Raw genomic sequence first — 25805 nt, forward strand, 5'->3', positions numbered from 1 at the left:
TCAGCCGAGGCTTGCGAGCAGCGCCGGCGATGGATCACCTGATGCCGGCAATCCCCGGCTGGACTGGTAGGCGCTGATGGCGGCCCGGCTTTTCGGCCCCAGCACCCCGTCGGCACCGCCGGTATCAAAGCCTTTGGCTGTCAGGCGTTTTTGCAGCAGGATGCGGTCGTCCTTGGTCAGGCCATAGCGGTCCGGCGGGAAACCGGCGCGCAAGGGGCCGCCGCCTGCGATCCGGTCGGCCAGATGGCCCACCCCGATCGCATATGAATCCGAGTTGTTGTAGCGCTTGATCGCATCGAAATTTCCGGTGACCGAGAACTTCGGCCCGCCCGCCTGCGGCTGCAGGATGCGGCCTGCGGGGGTGCCCGGCGCCCCGGCCTCACCGCCCCATTTCAGCCCCCGCGTCCAGCCGTTGCGCTGCAGATAGGCGGCGGTGGAGGCCAGCGCGTCGGTGGGATCCTCCGACCAGATATCGCGGCGGCCGTCGCCGGTGAAATCCACTGCGAAAGCCTGATAAGACGTCGGGATGAACTGCGTATGCCCCATCGCCCCGGCCCAGCTGCCGGTCATCCGGGAGGGGGTAACGTCGCCGTTCTGCAGGATCTTCAGCGCCGCAGTCAGCTGTTTCTCAAAGAACGCCCCGCGCCGTCCGTCATAAGCCAGCGTCGAGACGGCCGAGATCACCGGCACATTGCCGCGGCGCTCGCCGTAGAAGCTCTCCAGCCCCCAGATGGCGCAGATGATTTCCGCATCAACGCCATAGGCGCGCTCCAGCGCGCGCAGGGTTGCCGCATGGCGGGCAAAGGCTGCGCGGCCCTTGGACAGACGTTCCTCCGAGACGGCGATGGAGAGGTAATCCTCCAGCGTGCGTTTGAATTCGGTCTGGTTGCGGTCGCGCGTGACCACACCGGGAAGATAGCCTGCACCGCGGAACGCGGCGCGCAGGGTGGATTGGGAAATGCCCCGCGCCCCGGCGCGGGAGCGGAACGACGCCACCCAGGCGTCATAGCCCGCATTGGGCGCAGGGCGAAGGTCCGACGGCAGGCCGGTGCTGCCGCTGGAGCCGCTGTTTGAAGGCACTGTGCTGCTGCAGGCCGCCAGCCCGAAAGCTGCAAGGCCAAATCCGAAGTGACGCCGTGTGATGCTCATGCCGCTGCCCGCTTTTTATGATTGCTCTGCGCCCCGGTGATACGGGGTCTTTTACCGGACAGGCTGCCAGAAACAGGCCCGGCCGCCAAGGCCCGGAATTCCGCCGCAGCGAAGACCTGCCGCCTTGTCCTTTCAGCTGGCCAGCGGGGCGGCCCTCTTTATGACCGGGGTTCCTCCGGGGCAGCTGCTGGGGATCTCGCTGCCCGAGCGGTTGCCATGAACGGCAGGACCGGGCCGGGCACGCCGCGCCGGCGGAATGACCCGCGGCAGTGTCTCAGCAAAACTGCGCCCGGCCGCCCGGGCACTCTCCGCCAAAATGCCAGGCACCGGTCTTTTGCCGGATCACGCTGATGCAAACCGCCGCCGCGGGAACCCAGCCTGGGCAAAAATCTCCCAGATCTTCGGCTCCAGGTCCGGTGCGCCGATTTCCAGGCAATTATTCCGGAAATACCAGGTCATGAATTGCGCATAGCCGCCGGTGCGGGCCAATGCACGCTCCAGTGCGGCTGCAAACTGCCCTGTCCGGGTGACGGTTTCCGCCATGTGGTGCAGATCCGACGCGCCGTAAAGAATGGCTGGCGTGCGGTGCAGGAACCCTTCGATGGCAACGCCGGAATTCACCGATACCGAAACACAGCTGGCGGCCAGAATATCATGAACATTTGCCTGGGTGGGGATGACGCGGGGGTCCTGCCCAGCGATCTGCAGCAGGGCTGAGAAGCTTTCAACATCCGCTGTCAGCGGATGCGGTTTGACCAGAACCGCGCGGTCTCCGGCACCGTTCAGAACGTCTTGCAAGATGCGGATGTCGCTGAAACGGGTGGCGCCGGCCGCGCGCGGGTAGCTGCCCTGGAAAAAGACCGCGACCGCCCCTGCCGGAAGGCTTGTCCGTTCCTGCTCCTGCCGGTGGCGGGACCGCCGCTGATCCTTGAAATTCCGCTGCAGCCGCCCGTAGAAACGCTTGGCGTACTGGAACGGAACCATGTCGGTGCGGAACGGGAGGCTGCCGATCGAACTCAGACTGCGGACCCCCTTGGGGTCAAGATGCCAGAACCCCGGCAAATAGGCGGGGGCCGCATTCAGCACATTGGGCATTTGCACATGCCGGTCATCGATGACGTGCAGGTTGCCGTCCTCGAACCTGGCGCCGGCGACCTGCCGGGTGCCGATCCGGATATCAGCGTCCCGGACACGCCGTTCCGCCTGCCCGCCGGCATCCGCAATCATCCGCTCGATCACCCGGTAAAGATCAAAGCCCCGGCTTGAGGGACTCTTGCCGATTTGCCGCTGTTTCAGGTGAAAAATGACCTTCGGCAATTGCTGGTTTCCTTTGGCGGCAAAAGGGAGGGCTGCTGCAGTTGTGCAGCCCATGCCGCCAAAGGGTCAAGCAGCAATCAATCCCGCAACGCGTCGGCGCGCAGGCCTTCACGCTCGTAATGGCGCGGCAGCACCCGTCCATAAAGCTGTTCGGTGCGTTCGACCCCGCCGCACATGCCTTCCTTCTCGGCAAAGGAGAAGATGCCGACATAGCGCCTGCGCGGGCCTGCGACCGGGGCGACCCGGTGCAGCGAATAGCGGCCGCGGAAGATCTGCAAGTCGCCGGGCTGCAGCACCAGTTTCCGCACCAGCGGCGAGCCGCCCGCCAGCACCCGCGCCACGCCGTCATAATTTTCATCCGCCGGGGTGCGCAGCATCGGCGCATATTCGAAATCGCCGCCCGCCTCGCCGTTCTGGATCGCCAGTGTCACCGTGTAATTGTTGGTGTCGAAATGCCAGGGAAAGCCCTGCCCCTCCTCGACTATGTTGATGATCACATCGGCCAGCGGGTCGTCATAGCGGAAGAAGCGGTCCTCTGGCTCTCCCAGGGCGGTGCGGATGAAGGGCATGAAACCGGAAAACTCGTAAATCGCCCGCAGCAGGCTGTCCGCGCCGAAATTATCCGCCGGAATAAAGGCATTGGAGCGGTCATAGAATTGGCGCACCGGATGGCTTTGCGGCAGCGCGGTATCGTCCTTGCTGAAATAGGCATTGGTGCGGCTGAAGGATTTATGGCCGTTCTCCGCCACTGCATCAGCCTCTGCCGCCAGCCTGGCAATACCGTGCTGATGGACGAAACCCGGCAGCACGGCACAGCCATCCGCCCCCAGGTCGCGCTGGAGGTCCGCGATCAGCCGCGCATAAGCTTCGCAGCCGGGCCGGTCGATCGGATAACGCCCCAGATCGACCAGATCAGAAAGTTGAACCATATTTGCATCCTTCCCTGTGAACCTCTTTGAAGTGAGCTTGCCTGCGCAACCTCTGCGGATCTGGCAAAAACGGGACACCGGCGTGCCGGTTTTGAACGATTCTGAACGGTTGCGGCCCGCCGAATTCGCGGAAATGTCGCTGCACCCCGGGGTGAGAGCAAGAAAATGTCCCTGCACAGCGCCTTTTTGATACCTTTGACGGTTGACGCCCCTGTCCAGCGCCCATAATGTCGCCCGCAACGCAAAAAGGAGCCTGTGGCCGTGACCACCCTAGTCGTAATCGTAGGAACCAAGCGCATGGGCCGGTAACGGTAAGCCATAATCGAACCCATGCGCCTCCGACTTGAAATCGGGGGCTTTTTTTATGCGTAACGGACGATGCCGCCAATTGGAGCAAAAAGCAGATGACACGTGAAATGACCGGCGCAAAGATGGTTGTCCAAGCCCTGAAGGATCAGGGTGTGGACGTGGTCTTCGGATACCCAGGCGGCGCCGTGCTGCCGATCTATGACGAGATCTTTCTGCAAAATGACATCCGCCACGTGCTGGTACGGCATGAACAGGGCGCGGTGCACGCCGCCGAGGGCTATGCCCGCTCCACCGGCAAACCCGGCGTTGTGCTGGTGACCTCAGGCCCCGGCGCAACCAATGCGGTGACCGGCCTGACCGATGCGCTGCTGGATTCGATCCCGCTGGTTGTTCTCACCGGCCAGGTGCCGACCTTCATGATCGGCTCCGACGCCTTTCAGGAAGCCGACACCATCGGCATCACCCGGCCCTGCACCAAGCACAACTGGCTGGTCAAGGACACCGACAAGCTGGCCGGCACCCTGCATGAAGCCTTTCATGTCGCCACCACGGGCCGTCCGGGCCCGGTTCTGGTCGACATTCCCAAAGACGTGCAGTTTGCAAACGGCACCTATAACAGTCCGAAACCCGCTGCCTCCCACTACCAGCCGCAGGTCAAAGGCGACATGGAGGAAATCACCGAACTGGTCGCGGCCCTTGAGACGGCCAAACGCCCGGTGTTTTATACCGGCGGCGGCGTGATCAATTCCGGCAATGCGGCCAGCCAATTGCTGCGCGAGCTGGTGGACGGCACCGGCATCCCGGTGACCTCGACGCTGATGGGGCTTGGCGCCTATCCGGCCTCGGGCAAGAACTGGCTGGGCATGTTGGGGATGCATGGGCTGTATGAGGCCAACATGGCGATGCACGGCTGCGACCTGATGATCAACATCGGCGCCCGTTTTGACGACCGCATCACGGGCAAAATCGACGCCTTCAGCCCGAAATCGAAGAAAGCGCATATCGACATCGACCCCTCCTCGATCAACAAGGTGATCCGGGTGGACATCCCGATTGTCGGCGATGTGGCCCATGTTCTGGAAGACATTCTGAAGGTCTGGAAGTCGCGCGGCCGCAAGGTGAACCGCGAGGCGCTGGCCAAATGGCACAAGCAGATCGACGAATGGCGCGCGGTGAACTGCCTGAATTTCAAGAATTCGGATCAGACCATCAAACCGCAATATGCGCTGCAGCGCCTGGAAGAGCTGACCAAGGGCCATGACCGCTATATCACCACCGAGGTGGGCCAGCACCAGATGTGGGCGGCGCAGTATCTGAATTTCGAGGATCCGAACCGTTGGATGACCTCCGGGGGCCTGGGCACTATGGGCTATGGATTCCCGGCCTCGATCGGCGCGCAGATGGCGCATCCGGATGCGCTGGTGATCAATGTCGCGGGAGAAGCCTCCTGGCTGATGAACATGCAGGAGATGGGCACCGCAGTGCAATTCCGCCTGCCGGTGAAACAGTTCATCCTCAACAACGAGCGCCTCGGCATGGTGCGCCAGTGGCAGGAGCTGCTGCACGGCGAGCGCTACAGCCAAAGCTGGTCCGAAGCGCTGCCCGATTTTGTGAAACTCGCCGAGGCCTTCGGCGCCAAGGGCATCTGCGTCAGCGATCCCAAGGACCTGGATGATGCGATCATGGAAATGATCGAATACGACGGGCCGGTGATCTTTGACTGCCTGGTGGAAAAGCACGAGAACTGCTTCCCGATGATCCCGTCGGGCAAGGCGCACAACGAGATGCTGCTGGGCGAGGCCGACACCCAGGGCGTCATCCAGGCCGGCGGCGCAGTGCTGGTGTAATCGCGGCGGCGCAGTGCTGGTGTAATCGCGGCGGCGCCGCAAAATTCTCAGGAAGAATTCTGCCAAAGGTTTTTCAGAAAACTTTTGGCAGCCACTAACAAAAGGACGACGTCTGATGTCTGCCCTGCATATCAAAAAAGGCTCCACCCGCCATTCCGCTTATAACCTGCGCCCGACGTTTTCGGATGAGCAGGAGCGGCACACCATCGCGGTGCTGGTGGAAAACGAACCCGGTGTCCTGGCCCGTGTCATCGGGCTGTTCTCTGGCCGCGGCTACAACATCGAAAGCCTGACAGTGGCCGAGGTTGACCATACCGGCCATCTATCGCGCATCACCATTGTCACCACCGGCACCCCGCAGGTGATCGAGCAGATCAAGGCGCAGCTGGGCCGCATCGTTTCGGTGCGCGACGTGCATGACCTGACCGTCGAAGGCGTGGCGGTGGAGCGCGAGCTGGCGATCCTGAAGGTCGCAGGTGAAGGCGACAAACGCGTCGAGGCGCTGCGGCTGGCGGATATCTTCCGCGCCAATGTGGTTGACAGCACGCTGAACAGCTTTGTTTTCGAGATTACCGGCGCGCCGGAGAAGATCGACGCCTTTGCCGATCTGATGCGTCCGCTCGGCTTGTCCGAGATTGCCCGCACCGGCGTTGCTGCGCTGCTGCGCGGCAATTGACCCTGCAGCCGGCCCGACGAGGGGCCGGCGTTATCAGCCCCGGCTTACATGAAGCGGCGCCGCAATGCGCCGCTTTTTCACAGAATGCTGCGGAAAGGGAACCACGGTTCCGTTTTCCTGTCCGGCACCCGCCGGTTCGGCACCGCAACCTGCTGCCGCACACAGCCGGTCCGCCAGGTCCGGACTGCCCTGTTCCAGCAATAGCGCAAGATTTTCCGCAATCCTGCAATTGCCGTTCAATTTTAATTTAAACTCAACCCAATCGCCTGGATTCAGTTCCAGGAAATCTTCACTTGCCTTTCTTGTGTAAAAAGCAAGGTCGCCCTGATCATCGCACCAGATAACGGCTTTGTTCAGCCGGTCGTCTCTCCATAAAACAATTCCAAACATACCAGTCCTCGCATTGCTGCATTCCAATTCTGGTACAATTGAGGTGACGCTAACATGGTAAAATACGCGCCGCCCTATTGCATTTTGTGTCAGCTTGACTAGCCTGATGACGTGAACTAGCAGCAAGTGTGACGCTAAATGGGTTCAACGCCACGCGCTTCTTTACCATCCTCTTGCATAAATCGCTGTCAGACAGCGCTAAAATTCTAAAACAGCCACGCCATCAGGGGCATTGATGACCAGTCAAAACCGATCGCCCGCCGACCTGAGGAACATGTTTGGCGCCAATTTGCGTCAATTGTCGCGGCAGTATCCGTCGATTTCCGAACTGTCGCGGCAGCTGGGAATCAACCGGACTCAATTCAACCGCTACCTGTCCGGAGAAAGCTTTCCGCGCCCGGACGTGCTGGACCGTATCTGCCAGTTTTTCGAAGTGGATGCCCGCATTCTGCTTGAGCCGGTGGAAAAACTGTCAAAGGCCGGCCAAGTCATCAACGGCGCCATTCTCGCCGATTTCCTGGGTTGCGGTGTGCTGCAACTGAGGGAAGAGTTTTTTCCGTCCGGATTCTACCGGTTCACCCGCCGCAGCTTTATCAATGACGACAAATTCGTAATCGGCCTCGTCTATGTGTTCCGTGAGGCGGGGGTGACATATATCAAAGGCTTTGAGGCCAAGGAGGCGATGCGCGGCCAGGGCCTGCCAGACAGGCCCGCCGTCCGCGAATTCCGCGGCTACATCAGCGGCCACGAGGACGGCGTCGCGTTTGTTATCGCCCGCCGCAATGCAATGACCTATTCCTTCAACTACCTGGCCCGGGTGGCTTCGCTGGAGAACAACTTCTGGTCCGGCTATGTTGCCCGCACCGTCCGGGAAAACGAAACCAGCGAGCGGGTGACGCGGATGGTCTATGAACATCTGGGACGTAGCACCAAACAGGTGCTGGCCGCCGCGCGCAGCGCAGGTTTCGCCGACGAGGAGGAACTGCTGCCCTTTCACCAGCGGCTGCTTCAGTCCGGTCAGCCCTTCCGCTGACGCTATTCAGCGGCAGCCTGGCGGTAGATGTGCCAAGTGGCGTGGCCAAGCAGCGGCAGCACCAGGAACAGCCCCAGGAACCACGGCAGCAGCGCGGCAAAGGTCACAGCTGCGATCAACCCGGCCCAGATCATCATCACCGGAAAATTCTGCTGGACGTATTGAAAGCTGGTGATCATCGCGGTGACAAAATCCACCTCCCGGTCCAACAGCAGCGGCAGGGAAATCACCGTTATCATATAAAGCAGCAGCGCAAACAGGGCGCCCACTGCCGTGCCCACGGCCAGCATGATCAGCCCGTTGGCGGTCAGAAAAACCTCGGCTGAACTGGAGATATTGGTCATCGTGGCATGGCCCATGAACAGGGCGAAAATCATGTGGCCCAGGAAAAACCAGAACAGGAACATCACAACAATGATGGCGCAGATAGAAGGCAGCTGGCGGCGGCTTTGCTGCAGAACCACGCCCAGGATCCTGCCGGCCGCTATCCCCCTGCCCTGCTCCAGACGGTGCGAGACCTCATAAAGGCCCACAGCGGCAAAGGGGCCGATCAGCGGAAAGCCGATCGCTGCAAGAACCAGCCAATAGGTGGTTCCGGTCTGAACCGTGACCCAGGTCATGGCCCAGCCTGCCAGCACATAAAAACCCGCAAAAAACAGCCCGTACACAGGTTTCGCCCGGAAGTCCGCCCAGCCCCGGCGCAGTGCCTCAAACAGCATCTGAGTCGAAGCCGGCCGCAGCGGCGGCACCCCAAAGGGCTTTTCTATGGTCATCGCGGTTTGTCCTCCCATTTGGCTGTTTGCCAGCCTAGACGCGAACCCGCTGTTAAAAAATGCCTTTGGGATACATGTTATCAATTCCTTTGCCGGTCCAGCGATCCGGCCCGCCGCGCGCTGAACCCCGCCAGCCCCCCGCCCAGGCGCGAATGCAAATGTGCCGGTTCCGCTGCCGGAAACATGAGGCAAAACCGCAAGCCTAGTGCGGCAAAAGTTGACAGTTAAATGAACGCGCCCGGAAAAAAAGCCTCAGGGGCGGGCACCCTGAGGCTCTTTTCTTTTCCGGTCCGTGCGCTGGGTCCAGCACCGTGACAGGTCAGTCCTCGCCCTGCGCCTCGGAGCGGCTTTTGCCGGCGACATTCATTGCCAGCGTTGCGCCCATGAACCCGTCCAGGTCACCGTCAAGAACGCCCTTGGTGTCCGACGTTTCGTGGCTGGTGCGCAGGTCTTTGACCATCTGGTAGGGCTGCAGCACATAAGACCGGATCTGGTTGCCCCAGCCCGCATCGCCTTTGGCCTCATGGGCGGCGTTGATCTCGGCGTTGCGGCGGTCCAGCTCCTGCTGATACAGGCGCGATTTCAGCGCCTTCATGGCAATGTCGCGGTTCTGGTGCTGCGATTTCTCGGACGAGGTCACCACGATGCCGGTCGGAATGTGGGTGATCCGCACCGCCGAGTCGGTGGTGTTCACGTGCTGGCCGCCCGCCCCCGAAGAACGATAAGTGTCAACGCGGATATCCGAGGGGTTCACGTCGATTTCGATATTGTCGTCCACCACCGGGTAGACCCAGACCGAGCTGAATGAGGTGTGCCGCTTGGCCGCCGAGTCATAGGGAGAGATCCGCACCAGCCGGTGCACGCCGCTCTCGGATTTCAGCCAGCCATAGGCATTGTGGCCGGAGATTTTATAAGCGGCGGATTTGATGCCTGCTTCGTCGCCCGCGCTTTCGGACTGCAGCTCGACCTTGTAGCCCTTTTTCTCGGCCCAGCGGACATACATCCGCGCCAGCATCGACGCCCAGTCGCAGCTCTCTGTGCCGCCGGCGCCTGCGTTGATTTCAAGGAAGGTGTCATTGGCATCGGCCTCGCCGTCCAGCAGCGCTTCCAGCTCTTTCTCGGCGGCCTTGGCTTTGAGCGCCGCAAGGGCAGCCTCAGCATCCTTGATGACCTCGTCATCCTCTTCCATCTCCCCCAGCTCGATCAGCTCGATATTGTCGGAGAGGTCCTGTTTGATGCCCTTGTAGGTATCGATCGCATCCACCAGCGCCTGGCGTTCGCGCATCAGCTTCTGGGCCGCCTCGGGGTCGTCCCACAGGTTCGGATCCTCGACCCGCGCGTTGAACTCCTCCAGGCGGAATTCCGCGGCTTCCCAGTTCAGCCGCTGGGCCAGCAGCTCCAGCGATTTCTCGATGTCCGCCACGATGTTCTGGGTTTCCGCGCGCATGGGGTGTCCTTGCAATCTTGGGCATTTTCAGGTCAGGCCTGCGTGATAGACCACCCTTGCGCCGCGGGCAAGCCGACAGCGGCGCAAGCTGCGGTCCGGGTCAGTACAAGCCGCCGGAGCTGATGGTGCCGAAGGTCGCCTTGGGCCCCAGCACGGCGGTGCCGCCGCTGGACGTCGTGACCTTGCGGCCGGACTCCTGCACTTCCTCGATCAGAGGCAGGTTCGATCCCATCGCAAAGCCGCCATCATAGGTGAGGCCGAAGATCGGTTCGGCACCGTCGCGGAAATACTCCGCCACCACATAGGCGCCTGACGCATTGTCGGGCAGCCGTGCGCCGGTATAGCGGTCGATCTTGATGAAATGGCCGCCTTCCGGCACGTCAAAGGGGCCGCCGCCGAATTTCTCGGTCGCCTTTTTCATGAACTGCTGGAACACCGGGCCGCACATGGTGCCGCCATAAGCGCCGCGGCCCATCGGGCGGGGCTGGTCATAGCCCATGTAGCAGCCGGCCACGATGTTGGAGGTGAAGCCGACAAACCAGACATCACGGGAATCGTTGGTGGTGCCGGTCTTGCCCGCAGTGGGCACCGGCAGGTTGATCACGCTCGACGCGGTGCCGCGGTCGACCACGCCCCGCAGCATCGAGGTCAGCTGATAAGCGGTGATCGGATCCATCACCTGCTCCCGGTCGGTGACAATCCGCGGCGCATGGCCGGGGGCCAGATCGGGGTCGGCGCATTCGACACAGTCGCGGTCGTCATGCCGGTAGATTGTGCGCCCGAAACGGTCCTGCACCCGGTCGACCAGTGTCGGCTTCACCCGTTCGCCGCCATTGGCGAACATCGCATAGGCCGCCACCATCTTGTAAAGCGTGGTCTCCTCCGCCCCCAGCGAGTTGGCAAGGAAGGTGCCCATGTTGTCATAGACGCCAAAGCGTTCGGCATAGCCCGCAACCACCGGCATGCCGACTTCCTGCGCAAGGCGGATCGTCATCAGGTTCCGGCTGCGCTCGATCCCGGTGCGCAGGGGCGTCGGGCCGTAGAATTTATTGGAGGAGTTCTTGGGCCGCCACAGGCCCTGCGGCGTATCAATCTCGATCGGGGCATCGACCACGATGGTGGCCGGGCTGTAACCGCTGTCCAGCGCCGCCGCATAGACAAAGGGTTTAAAGCTGGAGCCGGGCTGGCGCAGCGCCTGGGTCGCGCGGTTGAACACCGAATGCTGGTAGGAAAAGCCGCCCTGCATTGCCAGAACCCGGCCGGTGTTCACGTCCATCGCCACAAAGCCGCCCTGCACTTCCGGCACCTGGCGCAGCGACCAGTGGCTGAAGGCATCGTCTTTCTTTTCGGCCCGCACCAGCACCACATCGCCGCGGGTGAAATTATCGGTAAAGCTGCCCTTCATCCATTTGATGTCGGAGCGCGGCACAGTGCCCGTGCCCTCGTTGTCTTCGACACCGACGGTCAGCGATTTGTCACCAACTTCCAGCACCACAGCCGGATACCATTTGCCGCCCAGTTCGATATCACGGGACACATCGGCATTGGCCAGCGCCTCGCGCCAGCTGGCCTCATCCGCCAGCTGTGCCTCTTCCAGCGTCACGCCCGTGCCGCGCCATTTCCCGCGCGAGCGGTCGTATTTCTGCAGGCCGCCGCGCATCGCCAGCGCCGCTTCGGCCTGCATTTCATGGTCGATGGTGGCCCGTACGGTAAAGCCGCCGGTGAAGAATTCGCCCTCGCCGAAATCCTGGGTCAGCTGGCGGCGGATTTCATCGGTGAAATAATCGCGCGGCGGCAGCGCGGTGCGGAAGCTCTCGAAATCGCCGTTCTGCACCGAGCGCAGCGGCTGCGCCACTTCGACGCCGTAGACATCCCGCGAGATATAGCCGTTCTCCCGCATTTCCCGCAGCACGTAGTTGCGGCGGGCCAGCAACCGTTCCTTTTGGCGCACCGGGTGGTAATCCGACGGCGCCTTGGGCATCGCCGCAAGCGTCGCCGCCTCATGCGGGGCCAGCTCACTCAGGGTCTTGTTGAAATAGGTCTGTGCCGCCGCCGTCACGCCATAGGAATTCTGGCCCAGGAAGATCTCGTTCAGATACAGTTCCAGAATCCGTTCCTTATCAAGCGTCTCCTCCAGCCTGGTGGCGAGGATGATTTCCTTGATCTTGCGCTCGGCGCGGCGGTCGCCGGACAGCAGGAAATTCTTCATCACCTGCTGGGTGATGGTGGAGGCGCCGCGCACGGTCTGCCCGCGCGAGCGCACCGCCTCGATCGCTGCCGCAGCAATGCCGCGGGCGTCATAACCGCTGTGGCTGTAGAAATTCTTGTCCTCGGCCGAAATGAAGGCCTGTTTCACCAGATCCGGGATATCCGCTGACGGCGTGAACAGGCGCCGCTCCTTGGCAAATTCGTCGATCATATGGCCTTCGCCCGAATAGATCCGGCTGATCGTCGGCGGCTGGTACTGGGCCAGCGAGTCGTGGCTTGGCAGGTCGCGCCCGTAGATCCAGAACACCGCTCCAATGGTCAGCGCCACCATCGCCACCCCAAGGGTGATGGTGCTGAAGATGGAACCAAAGAAGGAGAGTATGAACCTGAGCACGGGTTTGGCCTTTCTCGCGAGGTGCCGCCTATATAGGTGCGGCGGTGTCCGGGGTCAAAGCATGCGGCGGCGAAATAGTGCTGTCTGAAGCCCTGCCGCCCGATGAATTGGTTTTAAGCCGTCTGTGATGTATCCTGACCGGACAATACTAACAACGGCTGCCCATTTTCCCAAAGCTTGCCGCGGTTCGGCGCAAGCGGCGGGCAGGCTGAACCCACGCGCACGCAATCGCCGCCCCGGCCTGCCTCCCCATCCACCGCCCGCCAGCCTCGGCGCGCACCCGATTCAGGATTCACCCGGCAGCCCGAAAGGTGGAGGAAACTGCAATGGCCAAACTCGGAGCGCCGGTCGGCGGCGGCAAGACTGCCGTGAACGACCCCAAGGACGTTGTGCTGGTTCAGAAGATGCTCAACGATCATGCCGCCTCGGTCGGCTACAAACGGGTGCCGGCCAACGGCAAGGTGGGCCAGCCGACGATCCTTGCCATCGGCCAGTTTCAGCAGCAGGTGGTGAAATCCAAGGTGACCAGCCTGGTCGAACCCGGCTCCAAGACCTTCAAGATGCTGAACATGCCGCCCGCCAAGGTCGCCGAACAGTTCGCCAAGTCGCAGGGCGGCAGGCCGCTGCCCGCCAAGGGCAAGGTCTATGAAGTGAAATGGCGGGGCAAGACCCACTGGTTCACCGAGGACGACATGGGCACAGCCATGGAGGCCATCCAGAGCCGCCTGCACACCGAGACCATGGCCTTCATGAGCACCCTGCGGAATTACCAGGACCAGTACCGCGAGATGCAAAAGGGGTTCTGGTCTTTCTTCGTGAAAATGGTGACCCCCAATGCCGACATCGAACGCCCGGCTAAGTCGCTGAAGAAAGCCGAAGCTGCTGTCGGCAAGCTGGTCGACATGACCTATGGCAAGAACAAGAAAAGCCTGCTGGCGTCCTTCAAGCAGATGACACAGACCAAGATCCTGCTCGATGCAGTGGCGATGGACCTGAACATGCTGTCCAAGGAACTGGGGCAAAGCGCCAAGATATGCGAGGAAATCGCGGTCGACCTGCGCGACGGCTCCGCCGACATTGTGCAGCTGATTCTGGTCACCAACGGGGTGAACCCCGCCACCGCCGGCGCCGTTGTCGCTGCCAGCAAGAACACGGTTCAGGAGATCGCCAACGGCGTCATCCTCAAGGGGCAATGGGTCAAGTCTGGCGGCGTGGCCGGCTCTTTCAAGCGTGTCACCTTTGCCGCGTTGGCGGGCGGCTTCTCAGCCTGGCTCGGCGCCAAGGCCGGACAGCTGATCATGAAAGGGGTCGGCGAACGCCTGGCCAGCCGGATGGTCAATTCCCGCTGGATCAACAAATACCTGTGGAGCACCGCTGCCCGCTGGGGCGGCAAGGAAATCGAGCTCATCCTTGGCCGTTTCACCGCCATTCCGCGCAAAATCGGCGCCGAGATCGTGCTGCAAACCGTCCTGCGGATGGCGCATAAATTCTTCACCGGCCGGGCCATTTCCAAGGCTTTGACCGATCGCATGAACGCGCTGGAGAAGACCGTCAGCTCCTGCATGGAGAAAAGCAAGGCCGAAGGGCAGCTCATGGACTGCATCGCCGCCAAAGTGGAAAAGCAGGGGCTGCTGGCAAAGATTGCCGATGACATCCTGGCCCCGCACAAGCAGGAGCTCGAGCGCGAGATCGAAAAGGCGCTGGCCAAGGCCGAAACCGCTTAGAGCAAGGCCCGCAAAGTGACTGGAACCCGCCTCCGGTGCTACTGCCGCACCAGCGCGCGGCGGGCGTCGTCCTGCGCCCGCCAGGTGATCAGCCCATTGAGAATGCCGCGTGCCGCCTGGGCCCGCCAATCCGGGTCCACCAGGTTTTGCAAGTCCCGCGTGCTGGACAGAAATCCGATCTCCACCAGCACCGAAGGAATATCAGCCGATTTCAGCACCGAAAACCCGGCCGAACGCAGCGGCCGGTTGTTGATCGGGCGCCCCTGCCCGCGCAGCCCGTCGATCAGCGCCGCTGCCAAGGCATCACTGCGCGGCTGGGTCTCCTGCCGGGCCAGATCCAGCATCACCGCCGTCACCTTGTCGTCCGCTTGGCTCAGGTCGGTGCCGGACAGCAGATCACCGCGCAGCTGCCGCTCCGCCAGCTTGGCCGAGGCCACGTCGGAGGCTTCCCTGGACAGCGTATAAACGGTGGAGCCATGCGCCCGGCCCTCGGAAATCGTGTCGGCATGCAGCGAGATGAACACATCCGCCCCGGCCTGATGCGCCATCGCGATGCGCCGTTCCAGCGAGACGAAATAGTCGCCATCGCGGGTCATCATCACAGTGAACTGGCCTGAGCGCACCAGCGCTTCGCCCAGCTCCCGCGCAAATTGCAGCATCAGGTGTTTTTCGACGACCACTTCGGTCTCCGCCCCTGGATCAATGCCGCCATGCCCGGGGTCAAGCATCACCAGAAGCGGTGCATTTTCGTCGCGCACGCCCTTGCCCGGCATGGTTTGCGGCGCAGGCAGATCCCAGCGCGGATCCTGCGGGGCGCCGGCGGCGGCGGCAAAATCTTCCGCCGCGGCGGGCTCAAGCGTCACCGCCAGCCGGGCGGCGGCGGTCACTTGGTCCACTGTCATTGCCGCCGTGGACACCTTCATCGGCCCTGCCAGCTGCAGAACCAGCCGCGACCAGCCCGGCACATAGGTGCCGAATTGCGCCGCGGTGATCTGCTCGCCCTGCAGCAGGTTTTGCACCGTCAGGCCGCTCCAGTCGACCTCCTGGAAATCCAGCACCAGCCGCGGCGGCCCGTCCAGGGTGAACAGCCGGTAGGGCACCCCCTGGCTCAGCCCCAGCGCCACCTCGGCGCCCCGCCCGGCATCGCGGACCCGGCTGGTCTCCGCATCAATGCGTGCCAGCCCGGTGAAACTGCTGCCGCTGTTTTGCGCCCAGGCGCCCGCGGCCAGCAGCCAGATCAATGCGGTGAAGGAAATCAGTCTGCCCATGCTCGTCTCTTGGTGTTTTCCGGGCAGACTAGGCAATTCCGGCTGGATTGGAAATCCGCCTTCTGCCACTGCCGCAGCTCAGTCCCTGGACGCCATGAATGTCTCCAGCCGCGCCAGCCCCTCTTCGATATCGGCAGTGGAGCGGGCATAGGAGAACCGCAGCGTCGTGGCCCCGCGCACCGGATCGAAATCCAGCCCCGGCGTCACCGCAACGCCCGCCTTATCAAGGATTTCCGCGGCAAAGCTGCGGCTGTCCGCGGTCAGATCCGACACATCGGCATAGACATAAAACGCCCCGTCCGGCGGGGCAATTCTGGTGAATCCAGCCTTGGGCAGCCCGTCCAGCATCAGCTGGCGGTTCTTGGCATAAACGGCCAGGTTCCCGCGCAGCTCATCCTCGCAGTCCATCGCCGCCAGCGCCGCCACCTGGCTGGCATGCGGGGCGCAGATGAACATGTTCTGGGCGATGCGTTCCACCACCCGCACGTGGTCCTCGGGCACCACCATCCAGCCTACCCGCCAGCCGGTCATCGAAAAGAACTTGGAGAAGGAGTTGATGACGTAAGCCTCATCGGTCAGCTGCAGCGCGGTGACCGCCTTCGCCTCATACTCCAGCCCGTGATAGATCTCGTCCGAAATGAAACTGGCGCCCTCGCCCCGCGCCGCCTCGATCAGCGCGCCCATTGCGGCGTGGTCCAGCATGGTGCCGGTCGGATTGGCAGGCGAGGCCACCATGAGGCCCGCCAGATCCAGCCCCTTCAGATCCGCAGCGACTGGCTGCAACCGGTTTTCCGGTGCGGTCTGGATGTCCACCGGCGTCAGCCCCAGCGCTTTCAGGATCTGCCGGTAGGACGGGTAGCCCGGCGCGCCGATCCCGACCCGGTCGCCGCTGTCGAACAGCGCGGTGAAGCTGAGCAGAAAGGCGCCGGATGAGCCCGGCGTCACGATCACCCGCTCCGGGTTCAGATCGACGTTGTACCAGTCGCCGTAAAGCCGCGCGATACGCTGACGCAGTTCCGGCAGACCCAATGCAACTGTATAGCCCAACGCATTGTTTTCCAGCGCATTCCCCAGCGCCTTCAAGGCACCGGAGGGCGCCCCCGTCGACGGCTGCCCGACCTCCATATGGATGATGTGGCGGCCAGCGTCCTCGGCTTTGCGGGCGGCCTCCATCACGTCCATCACAATAAACGGATCAACGCTGGATCGGCTTGAGTTTCGCATTCTGATCTCCCATGGTGCGCGCATGAGTTTTGACCGTTTCTTCCGGCTGGCGTCAATCCCGGCTCTTTTGTTTTGCGCGCTGTTTCAATTTGCAGCGGCGGCACAGGCGGCATCGATCTCGCTGCTGCGCGACCCGGATATCGAACACGGTCTGAACCGGCTGGCGGCGCCGGTGCTGCGGGCCGCGGGATTGAATGCAAACCGGGTCCGGATCCTGCTGGTCAATGATTCGGCCTTCAATGCCTTTGTCTTGGATTCGCGAACGATTTTCGTGAATTACGGGCTGATCCTGAAGGTGACCTCCCCCGGGATGCTGCAAGCGGTGATCGCCCACGAGGCAGCCCATATCACCAATGGCCATTTGGCGCGGCGGATGCAGAACCTGCGTTCCGCCAACAGCGCTGCCGGTTTGGGCGTGGCCCTGGCGGTACTGGCAGCTGCGGCCGGCGCGGGCGAGGCCGCAGGCGGCCTTGCCATCGGCACGCAGAATTCCGCGCTGCGCGGCTTTCTGGCCCACACCCGCGCCGAAGAAAGCTCAGCCGACCGTTCCGCCGCAGATTACCTTAACCGTGCAGGCATCAGTCCGCAGGGGCTGGTCGATCTGCACCGCGCCTTTGCCGGCCAGGAGGTGCTGAGTGCCGGCAGCCAGGATCCCTACACCCGTTCGCATCCGTTGAGCCGCGACCGTATCCGTGCCGCCCAGGCCTATCTCGCGGCGCATGGCGACAAGGGCGAGACCAGTGCCGAGGCCCAATACTGGTTTGCCCGGGTGCGCGGCAAGCTGTCGGGATTTACCCGCGCCCCGAAATGGACCCTGCGCCGGGTGCGCGAGGAACAGTATAAAGACGTGCGCCTGATGCGCGAGGCCGCCGCCTATCACCGGCAGAGAAACCTGAAGAAAGCCCTGAAGTCGGTGAACGGGGCACTGGCAATCCGGCCCTCCGACCCTTTCTATCATGAGCTGAAAGGCCAGATCCTGATAGAAAACCGGCAATGGGGCGCCGCTTTGGCCGCCTATGGCAATGCGGTGAAACTGGCCCCCAAGGATCCGCTGATCCTGACCGGCTACGGCCGCGCCCAGCTGGCCGCCGGCCAACCGAAAGCCGCGCTGAAGACCATGGAACGCGCCCGCGCCATTGATTTCCGCAACCCGGTGCTGCTGCGCGACATGTCGCTGGCCTATGCCAAGACCGGCCAACCCGGTCTGGCGGCACTGGTCACCGCCGAACGTTATGCCTTGCAAGGGCGTCTGGATGACGCCGGAATTCATGCCAAACGGGCCGTCGCCCAGCTGCCTGCAGGATCCGCCGCCGCGCGGCGCGCACAGGATGTGCTGACGGCCTATGAACAAGCTCAGAAAAGGAAAAGACAAAAATGAACCCCTTCACCCGCGCCGCCACGGCGGCAGCCACCGCCCTCGCCCTGCTGAGCACCCCGGCGCAGGCGCTGGACCTCAGCAATATGTCCGAAGCCGAACGCGACGCTTTCGGCGAACAGGTCCGCGCCTACCTGCTGGAAAACCCCGAGCTGATCCTGGAAGCGGTTGATCTGCTGGAGCAGCGCCAGCAACAGGCCGAAGCCGCCCGCGACGGCACGCTGGTCGCCGATAACCTGGAAGAGCTGCAGAACGATGGCTACTCCTGGGTCGGTGGCAATCCCGACGGCGACATCACCCTGGTTGAATTCATGGATTACCGCTGCGGCTACTGCCGCCGGGCCGCTCCCGAAGTGGCCAAGCTGCTGGAAAGCGACGGCAATATCCGCCTGGTAATCAAGGAATTCCCGATCCTGGGCGAAGCCTCGGTGCTGTCGTCGCGCTTTGCCGTGGCAACGAAGCTGGTAGCGGGGAACGAGGCCTACAAGCAGGTGCATGATGCGCTGATTGCGTTTGGCAGCGAGCCGAACGAGGTGGCCTTGCGCCGGATCGCGGACGGGCTGTCGTTGGATGGCGATGCGATCTTTGCCAGGATGGACAGCGAAGAGGTCACGGCCGAGCTGCGCCAGACCCGCGCACTTGCGCAGCGCATGGCGATTTCCGGCACCCCGACCTTTGTGCTCGGCAATGAGCTGCTGCGCGGCTTCTTGCCCGCCGATCAGATGGAGATCATGGTGGCTGAAATCCGCGACCAGCAAAGCTGACGCCTGACGTGGAACCGGCGGAACCGGGGCTATGCCCCGGACTCCGGAGTATTCTCTCAAAGATGAAAGAGCGGGCAGTCTGAAGCAGGCCTGCGGGGTTATTCCGCTGCCTGCGCGGCCATTTCCGCTTCAATTTCCGAGGCCTTTTTCTCGACCTCTTCAACGATGTGGTCGACCATCTGTTCGTTGGACATTTTGTGGCTGGCCTTGCCCGCCAGATAGACCATGCCGGACCCCGCGCCGCCGCCGGTGAAGCCGACATCGGTCATCAGCGCCTCGCCCGGGCCGTTCACCACGCAGCCGATGATTGAAAGGCTCATCGGCGTGTGGATGTGGGCGAGGCGTTCCTCCAGCGTTTCCACCGTCTTGATCACATTGAACCCCTGGCGGGCGCAGCTGGGGCAGGAGATGATATTGACGCCGCGGTGGCGCAGGCCGAGGGATTTGAGGATCTCAAAGCCCACTTTCACTTCCTCGACAGGATCGGCAGAGAGGCTGACGCGCAGGGTGTCGCCGATGCCCATCCACAGCAACTGGCCCAGGCCGATAGCGGATTTGATGGTGCCGGAGACAAAGCCGCCCGCCTCGGTGATGCCGAGGTGGATCGGCGCGTCGGTGGCTTCGGCCAGCTGCTGATAGGCGGCGGCGGACATGAACACATCCGAGGCTTTCACCGAGATCTTGAATTCGTGGAAATCGTGGTCCTGCAGGATACGGATATGGTCGAGGCCGGATTCGACCATCGCTTCCGGGCAAGGCTCGCCGTATTTGTCCAGCAGGTGCTTTTCCAAGCTCCCGGCATTCACCCCGATGCGGATCGAGCAGTTGTGGTCGCGTGCAGCCCTGATCACTTCGGAGACGCGTTTTTCGTCGCCGATGTTGCCCGGATTGATGCGCAGGCAGGCCGCACCCGCCTCGGCAGCCTCAATCCCGCGTTTGTAGTGGAAATGAATGTCGGCAACGATCGGCACCGGGCTTTCGCGCACAATCTCCTTCAGCGCCTTGGAGGAGGCCTCGTCCGGGACCGAGACCCGCACCAGATCCGCGCCTGCCTCTGCCGCGGCCTGGATCTGGGCGACGGTTCCGGCCACATCGGTGGTCAGCGTGTTGGTCATTGTCTGCACCGCAATCGGAGCATCGCCGCCGACGGGGACATTGCCGACATGGATCTGGCGGCTTTTGCGGCGCTCGATATGGCGCCAGGGGCGGATGTGGTTCATCGACATGAGGAATGCGTCCCGGCTGGATCCTGTTAGCAGCTAGATACGTGCTGAGAGGCGGCGCTGCAATGGCAGCCCGCCCATTCCGGCAGGATTCGCCGGGCACATTTACGGGAACAGTTATTCGGCGGGCTGGTCCGCCTGCAGTTCGGCCACCAGGGTTGCAAGCGCTTCGTTGCGGCCATCGGCCAGATCAGCCAGCGCAAACCGGCCGGTGATCGCCTCCATCGACAGGTCGATGTTCTTGGACACCTGGCCGCGTTTTCCCACCGGTCCGAAATGTTCGCCGTTCACCGCAAAATAAATTGCGCTGCTTTCACCGGTGCGCAGGCGCGGAGCATCTTCGGTCAATGGCACCTCGAACCGCTGGCCCGCGTCCATGATGGTTTCCAGGATCACACTGCCGTCAGCCGCGGTGACCTGCACCCAGGACGGGCGCACTGCCACCATTTCGACGCCGGGTTCAACCTCGGCCACAACCTGCGGCACCTGCTGCAGCGGGCCTCCGCCCTCATACGGAAGGCTGGCTTCGGCAAAGGCCAGCGAGGGCGCTTCGGGTGAAGCAAAGTTGCCCAGGGTGGACGGGTCCAGGGTCGAAATCGGCGCATCGCGGGCTACCAGCACCGGCACATCCAGCGCCTGCGGACGGTAGAGCCGGTCCAGCGCCTCGGCTGCCGGATCGCGGGCGCCGTCGGCACCCGCCAGCACCGCGCTGTTGAGCGGGTCAAGATCAGCCAGCACCGCCGGGGTCTGATCCACTGGAGCGAACTGCACCTGCTGCACCTCTTTCAGGACCGCCCAGCCGCCATAGCCGATACCGCCGATCAGCGCTGCCAGCACCATCAGCGAGCCGACAGCCCGCGGTTCGATCTGGCTGAGAAAGCTGCAGGGGGCCGGAACAAACGGGGTGCGGGACGCGCCAAAGGCGTCGCCGCCCAGCCCGGTGGACGCTGCCGCCGGGCCGGCACCGGCCGGGCTGCGGCTGGAGGCCTTGGCAGACATGCCGTGGGCCACGGTAAAGCCGCTTTCGCGGCAGAAGTCCTGAAAGGCTTCTTCTGCGTCCATGTTCAGATAGCGCGCATAAGAACGCACATACCCGGCGATGAAGCCGGGCGTGTCAAAGGCAGAAGGATCTGAATTCTCAATCGCGGCGATGTAGGACGCCTTGATCCGCAGCTCGCGCTGGACATCCAGCAACGATTTCCCCATCGTTGCCCGTTCACCGCGCATCACGTCGCCGAGCTTCAGTTCGAAATCGTCAAAACCCTTCGGCTCTGCCGTTCCGCCATGCTCTTCTTGCTTGCGCTGGGTGAAGCGCCCGATCATGCCTGATGTCCCATTTCTGCCTGCCGCAATCTGTTCAGGGCGGTGAAGGAATCACAGTTGCGACTCAGATCCGCTCATTGATTGGCAGCAGCGTAACACAGCAAAGGTATATTTACACTGATCAGTATGTTACCCGGCAAGTTCGGCACGATTCAGCGCACAATGCGACCACAATGAGTCCATTGCCTGGACCAGCGCGTCGATTTCCTTGGGGCCGTGCACCGGCGACGGGGTAAACCGCAGACGCTCGGTGCCGCGCGGCACGGTGGGGAAGTTGATCGGCTGCACGTAGAGGCCGTAATCCTCCAGCAGGTGGTCGGACAGCACCTTGGTGTGGACCGGGTTGCCGACAATCACCGGCACGATGTGGCTGCCATGGTCGATGATCGGCAGGCCGAGGCCCTTGAGCCGCAGTTTCAATACCTTGGCCTGGTCCTGATGCTTGACGCGCAGGTTCTGCGCGCCTTTCAGATACGCAACCGAGGCCGCCGCCCCTGCCGCCACCGCAGGCGCCAGCGAGGTGGTGAAGATGAACCCCGGCGCATAAGAGCGGATCGCGTCGCACATTCTGGCCGAGGCCGCGATATAGCCGCCCATCACCCCGTAGGCCTTGGCAAGCGTGCCATTGATGATGTCGATGCGGTGCGCCAGGCGGTCGCGCTCGGTGACGCCGCCGCCGCGGGGTCCGTACATGCCAACAGCATGCACTTCGTCGATATAGGTCAGCGCGCCGAATTCATCCGCCAGATCGCAAAGCGCTTCGATCGGCCCGAAATCGCCGTCCATCGAGTAGACCGATTCAAAGGCAATCAGCTTCGGCGCCTTGGGGTCGTCCGCTTCCAGCAGCTCGCGCAGATGGGCAAGGTCGTTGTGCCGGAAGATCCGCTTGGCGCCGCCGTTGCGGCGCACGCCCTCGATCATCGAGGCATGGTTCAACGCGTCGGAATAGATAATCAGCCCCGGGAACAGCTTGGGCAGCGTGCTCAGCGTGGCATCATTGGCGATATAGGCCGAGGTGAACAGCAGCGATGCTTCCTTGCCGTGCAGATCGGCAAGCTCGGCCTCCAGCTGCTTGTGATACACTGTGGTGCCCGAGATATTGCGGGTGCCGCCCGAGCCTGCGCCGGTGGAATCGATCGCATCGTGCATCGCCTCCAGCACAACCGGATGCTGGCCCATGCCCAGATAGTCATTGCCGCACCAAACGGTGATGTCCTGTTCGCTGCCGTCCGGGCGGGTCCAGACCGCATGCGGGAAATGCCCCTTCTTGCGCTCGATATCGATGAAGGTCCGGTAACGGCCCTCGTCGTGAAGGCTGGCAATCGCTGCATCCAGTTTCGCGGTATAATCCACCGGCATCTCCATGGCTTCATGCGGCCCCGGGGGCACGCGGCTGTGTAAAGGGCACGGCCTTCTGGCGATGCGGCCACATTCACGGTCCGGAATGAATACCGCAGGCACCCGCTTCGATCAACTGCATACGCGCAGCCCTTGGTGCGCAACATTGATGCAGGTCAAATAAAACTTAAACAGGGCGGCGGCAACAACACCTGCGCCAAACCGCCCCCCGTTTGCGGCGCATTTACAGCCCTTCCGGCCGCAAATGTGCAGGATCGGAAACCTGCCGCCCCGGAAAAAACAAGAGAAATCCCGCCCTTCCCCCACTGGCCCCTGTTCCGGGCCGCTGCTAGGGTCTGCGGCAAATTGCCCGCAACCGGACACGCAGGAGAATGAAACATGGCACTGAATGATGTTCTGGACCGGATCGACACAGAGCTGGACGCCGCCACCGAACGGCTGATGGACCTGCTTCGGATCCAGTCGATTTCCACCGATCCCGCCTTCAAGGCGGACTGTGACAAAGCCGCCGACTGGCTGGTCGCGGACCTCAATGCCATCGGCATCACCGCGGAAAAACGCGAAACCCCCGGCCATCCGATGGTGGTTGGCCATGTGGGCGAGGAAAACGCCGACGCGCCGCATGTGCTGTTCTACGGCCATTATGATGTGCAGCCGGTCGATCCGCTGGAGCTGTGGAACAGGCCGCCGTTCGAGCCGCAGCTGGAGGAAACCCCGAACGGCACCGTGATCCGCGGCCGCGGCGCGTCGGACGATAAGGGCCAGCTGATGACCTTTGTCGAGGCCTGCCGCGCCTGGAAAGCGGTCAACGGCTCCCTGCCCTGCCGCATCACCTTCTTCTTTGAAGGCGAAGAGGAATCCGGCTCGCCCTCGCTGATCCCCTTCATGGAGGCCAACGCAGAAGAGCTGAAGGCCGACCTCGCGCTGATCTGCGACACTTCTATGGTGTCGCGCGGGGTGCCGTCGATTTCCTCCCAGCTGCGCGGCATGCTGAAGGATGAGTTTACGATTGTCGGCCCGCGCATCGATCTGCACTCCGGCCACTACGGCGGCCCCGGCCTGAACCCGCTGCGCACACTGTCGGAAATCGTCGCCTCCTTTTATGACAATGAGACCGGCCGGGTGGCTGTCGACGGTTTCTACGAAGGCGTGCATGAAGTCCCCGAGGATCAGCTTCGCCAGTGGCAGAACTGCGGCTTTGACGAGGCCGGGTATCTGAATTCAGTCGGCTACTCACAGCCGCATGGCGAAAAGGCCTATTCCACCCTGGAACAGCAATGGGCCCGCCCGACGCTGGAGGTGAACGGCCTCTGGGGCGGCTACAACGGCGCCGGCTCCAAAACCGTGATCCCGTCCGAAGCGCATTGCAAGATCACCTGCCGCCTGGTCGGCGACATGGATCCCGACGCCCTGCGCAGCAAGATCCGCAAACACGTCGAAGACCGTCTGCCCGCGGATGCTTCGGTGCGCTGGAACAATGATCTGGAAGGCTCCCCGGCCGCGGTGATGAACATCGCCCGCCCCGAGTTCGAGGCCGCCCGCACAGCCCTGTCGGACGAGTGGCAGCGCGAAGCGGTATTCTGCGGCATGGGCGGCTCGATCCCGATTGCCGGCTTCTTCTCGTCGATCCTGGGCATGGACGCGATGCTGATCGGCTTTGCCAATGACGACGACGCGATCCATTCGCCGAACGAGAAATACGACCTGAAGAGCTTCCACAAGGGCATCCGCTCCTGGGCCCGTGTCCTGGACGCCCTGTCGCGCAAGTAACTGCAAACGGGCGGACGCTCTTCGGGGCTCCGCCCGTTCAGCCCTGAAAGGCGCCAAGGAACGCTATCGCGTTTCTTGCGGCAGCCTGATCGCCCCAGTCCGGGAGCAGCAGCAAGATCAGTCAATTCCGGTGGGGTTTGCTGGCGATGCCGGCCCCCCGGCGCAAAAAACACGGCAATCGGATGCCGCAGGCGCTGCGGTTATTGTTCAAACGCCAGGCCGAACAAGGGCCGGAGGGTTCGCCCCCTTGCCCCCATGCCCCGGCCGCTTGCACCTGGCCCTGCTGTGCGCCAAACTGGCGTCATGACGGAAAAGAAAATAGCCGAAGGCCCGCATCTGGCCGAAATTCTTGCCTTGGAAACCAAGGTCTGGGAGGCGCTTGTCGCTGGCGATCCCGAGGCGGATGGACGGCTGCTGTCGGAGGACTTCCTCGGCGTCTATCCCAGCGGCTTTTCAGACAAGGCAGGCCATTGCGGGCAACTGAAAGACGGGCCGGTGATGGCGCAATACCGGCTGAGTGATGCGCAACTGCGCATCATTACAGAGCGTGCAGCACTGCTGTCCTACCGCGCGCGGTACTGCCCTGCGGGCAGCGGCCATTGGCAGGTCATGCTGATCTCCTCGCTATGGGAGGAGAGCACAGCAGGCTGGATCAACACATTCAGCCAGGACACTCCGGAAACCGGAGCGTAACCTGCAGGCCAGTTGCGGTTTTGCATAACAAATCGGGAGAAAGTGGCGCGGTTGACGGGGCTCGAACCCGCGACCCCCGGCGTGACAGGCCGGTACTCTAACCAGCTGAGCTACAACCGCGCGTTTGCCTTTCGGCGGCCGTTGCCGGCCAATGTTCCCCTCCGGGGCGGTCCCTGTGATGCCAGGGCGGCAGGCGAAAGTGGCGCGGTTGACGGGGCTCGAACCCGCGACCCCCGGCGTGACAGGCCGGTACTCTAACCAACTGAGCTACAACCGCATTTTCGCCTTGCGGCGGACTGTTTCCAGTCCAGTTCCCCTCCGGGGCGGATCCTGTATTACCCCAGGACAGGGTGCAGCGGTGGCGCGGTTGACGGGGCTCGAACCCGCGACCCCCGGCGTGACAGGCCGGTACTCTAACCAACTGAGCTACAACCGCCCGCTGCACGTTCAGCATCGCTGCTGAATGTTGGGCTGTAATATTCCCACCCCCTTGAACCGTCAAGCAGTGTTTTGCCTTTTTCGGGACTTTCCCCCAAAAAAATAACCACGGCCCGGTAACTCTTTGAAACATATAGAAAAAACGCGATGCGGACACGCCAATCCGTGTCTT

At 62.7% G+C, this 25805-nt stretch carries 20 protein-coding genes and 3 tRNA genes; 8 read left to right on the plus strand and 15 right to left on the minus strand.

The window, feature by feature from the left end; genetic code table 11:
- The 3 genes from METH_RS10920 to METH_RS10930 form a co-directional block, all read right to left on the minus strand.
- Positions 1-1149, minus strand: a complete 1149-nt coding sequence (locus tag METH_RS10920) for a lytic murein transglycosylase (protein WP_024090532.1) — start codon at positions 1147-1149, stop codon at positions 1-3.
- A gap of 342 nt (positions 1150-1491) precedes the next feature.
- Entirely contained in the window at positions 1492-2466 is a 975-nt protein-coding gene (locus tag METH_RS10925) for a hypothetical protein (protein WP_024090533.1), read from the minus strand.
- A gap of 77 nt (positions 2467-2543) precedes the next feature.
- Complete coding sequence (locus METH_RS10930; RefSeq protein ID WP_024090534.1) at positions 2544-3395, minus strand: HalD/BesD family halogenase; 852 nt, start codon at positions 3393-3395, stop codon at positions 2544-2546.
- Between the two features lie 404 nt (positions 3396-3799).
- Here METH_RS10930 and METH_RS10935 point away from each other — a divergent pair, with 404 nt between their 5' ends.
- Complete coding sequence (locus METH_RS10935; RefSeq protein WP_024090535.1) at positions 3800-5551, plus strand: acetolactate synthase 3 large subunit; 1752 nt, start codon at positions 3800-3802, stop codon at positions 5549-5551.
- Between the two features lie 115 nt (positions 5552-5666).
- A complete protein-coding gene (gene ilvN / locus METH_RS10940; RefSeq protein ID WP_024090536.1) occupies positions 5667-6227 on the plus strand; it encodes an acetolactate synthase small subunit in 561 nt (186 codons plus the stop codon).
- 33 nt (positions 6228-6260) lie between these two features.
- On the opposite strand, the gene METH_RS10945 is transcribed toward ilvN, so the two are convergent.
- Complete coding sequence (locus tag METH_RS10945; RefSeq protein WP_024090537.1) at positions 6261-6617, minus strand: S1 domain-containing protein; 357 nt, start codon at positions 6615-6617, stop codon at positions 6261-6263.
- A gap of 235 nt (positions 6618-6852) precedes the next feature.
- Between METH_RS10945 and METH_RS10950 the strand changes: the two genes are divergently transcribed.
- On the plus strand, positions 6853-7650 hold the full coding sequence (locus tag METH_RS10950; RefSeq protein ID WP_197538796.1) for a helix-turn-helix domain-containing protein: 798 nt from the start codon (positions 6853-6855) through the stop codon (positions 7648-7650).
- A gap of 2 nt (positions 7651-7652) precedes the next feature.
- Here METH_RS10950 and METH_RS10955 read toward each other — a convergent pair whose 3' ends face one another.
- The 3 genes from METH_RS10955 to METH_RS10965 all read right to left on the minus strand — a co-directional run bounded on the left by METH_RS10955 (position 7653) and on the right by METH_RS10965 (position 12472).
- On the minus strand, positions 7653-8423 hold the full coding sequence (locus tag METH_RS10955; protein ID WP_044008403.1) for a DUF2189 domain-containing protein: 771 nt from the start codon (positions 8421-8423) through the stop codon (positions 7653-7655).
- 319 nt (positions 8424-8742) lie between these two features.
- Positions 8743-9870, minus strand: a complete 1128-nt coding sequence (gene prfB / locus METH_RS10960; protein ID WP_024090540.1) for a peptide chain release factor 2 — start codon at positions 9868-9870, stop codon at positions 8743-8745.
- A gap of 100 nt (positions 9871-9970) precedes the next feature.
- Complete coding sequence (locus METH_RS10965) at positions 9971-12472, minus strand: penicillin-binding protein 1A (protein ID WP_024090541.1); 2502 nt, start codon at positions 12470-12472, stop codon at positions 9971-9973.
- Positions 12473-12798: 326 nt separating this feature from the next.
- On the opposite strand from METH_RS10965, the gene METH_RS10970 reads away from it, so the two are divergent.
- Positions 12799-14196 (plus strand): nucleotidyl cyclase domain-containing protein, encoded by a 1398-nt coding sequence (locus METH_RS10970; RefSeq protein ID WP_024090542.1) that lies wholly within the window; start codon positions 12799-12801, stop codon positions 14194-14196.
- Positions 14197-14234: 38 nt separating this feature from the next.
- Here METH_RS10970 and METH_RS10975 read toward each other — a convergent pair whose 3' ends face one another.
- Together METH_RS10975 and METH_RS10980 are read right to left on the minus strand one after the other, a co-directional pair.
- The gene (locus tag METH_RS10975; protein ID WP_024090543.1) at positions 14235-15464 is read right to left on the minus strand and encodes an N-acetylmuramoyl-L-alanine amidase; all 1230 of its coding nucleotides are present in this window, start codon (positions 15462-15464) and stop codon (positions 14235-14237) included.
- A 78-nt stretch (positions 15465-15542) separates the two neighbouring features.
- On the minus strand, positions 15543-16688 hold the full coding sequence (locus METH_RS10980) for a pyridoxal phosphate-dependent aminotransferase (protein ID WP_024090544.1): 1146 nt from the start codon (positions 16686-16688) through the stop codon (positions 15543-15545).
- A gap of 22 nt (positions 16689-16710) precedes the next feature.
- Between METH_RS10980 and METH_RS10985 the strand changes: the two genes are divergently transcribed.
- A complete protein-coding gene (locus tag METH_RS10985) occupies positions 16711-18066 on the plus strand; it encodes a M48 family metalloprotease (protein WP_197538797.1) in 1356 nt (451 codons plus the stop codon).
- Positions 18063-18827, plus strand: coding sequence for a DsbA family protein (locus METH_RS10990; protein ID WP_024090545.1), 765 nt, complete (start codon positions 18063-18065; stop codon positions 18825-18827). Before METH_RS10985 ends, METH_RS10990 begins: the two co-directional genes overlap by 4 nt.
- A 98-nt stretch (positions 18828-18925) precedes the next feature.
- Here the strand turns inward: METH_RS10990 and ispG are convergent, their stop codons facing one another.
- The 3 genes from ispG to hemA all read right to left on the minus strand — a co-directional run bounded on the left by ispG (position 18926) and on the right by hemA (position 22738).
- Positions 18926-20053: a flavodoxin-dependent (E)-4-hydroxy-3-methylbut-2-enyl-diphosphate synthase gene (gene ispG / locus METH_RS10995; RefSeq protein WP_024090546.1), complete on the minus strand. Its 1128-nt coding sequence runs from the start codon at positions 20051-20053 to the stop codon at positions 18926-18928.
- A gap of 114 nt (positions 20054-20167) precedes the next feature.
- Positions 20168-21373 carry a helix-turn-helix domain-containing protein gene (locus METH_RS11000; protein WP_024090547.1) on the minus strand — a complete coding sequence of 402 codons (1206 nt, stop codon included), beginning with the start codon at positions 21371-21373 and terminating at the stop codon, positions 20168-20170.
- 129 nt (positions 21374-21502) lie between these two features.
- Positions 21503-22738, minus strand: a complete 1236-nt coding sequence (hemA, locus tag METH_RS11005) for a 5-aminolevulinate synthase (RefSeq protein ID WP_217623461.1) — start codon at positions 22736-22738, stop codon at positions 21503-21505.
- Positions 22739-23110: 372 nt separating this feature from the next.
- On the opposite strand from hemA, the gene METH_RS11010 reads away from it, so the two are divergent.
- Together METH_RS11010 and METH_RS11015 are read left to right on the plus strand one after the other, a co-directional pair.
- A complete protein-coding gene (locus tag METH_RS11010) occupies positions 23111-24502 on the plus strand; it encodes a M20/M25/M40 family metallo-hydrolase (protein ID WP_024090549.1) in 1392 nt (463 codons plus the stop codon).
- Positions 24503-24805: 303 nt separating this feature from the next.
- Positions 24806-25195, plus strand: coding sequence for a nuclear transport factor 2 family protein (locus METH_RS11015; protein WP_024090550.1), 390 nt, complete (start codon positions 24806-24808; stop codon positions 25193-25195).
- A gap of 43 nt (positions 25196-25238) precedes the next feature.
- Here the strand turns inward: METH_RS11015 and METH_RS11020 are convergent.
- From METH_RS11020 to METH_RS11030, 3 genes are all read right to left on the minus strand, one after another.
- A tRNA-Asp gene (locus tag METH_RS11020) sits at positions 25239-25315 on the minus strand.
- An 80-nt stretch (positions 25316-25395) separates the two neighbouring features.
- A tRNA-Asp gene (locus METH_RS11025) sits at positions 25396-25472 on the minus strand.
- Between the two features lie 82 nt (positions 25473-25554).
- Positions 25555-25631, minus strand: a tRNA-Asp gene (locus tag METH_RS11030).
- Positions 25632-25805 lie beyond the last annotated feature (174 nt).

The organism is Leisingera methylohalidivorans DSM 14336 (assembly GCF_000511355.1).
GTDB lineage: Bacteria > Pseudomonadota > Alphaproteobacteria > Rhodobacterales > Rhodobacteraceae > Leisingera > Leisingera methylohalidivorans.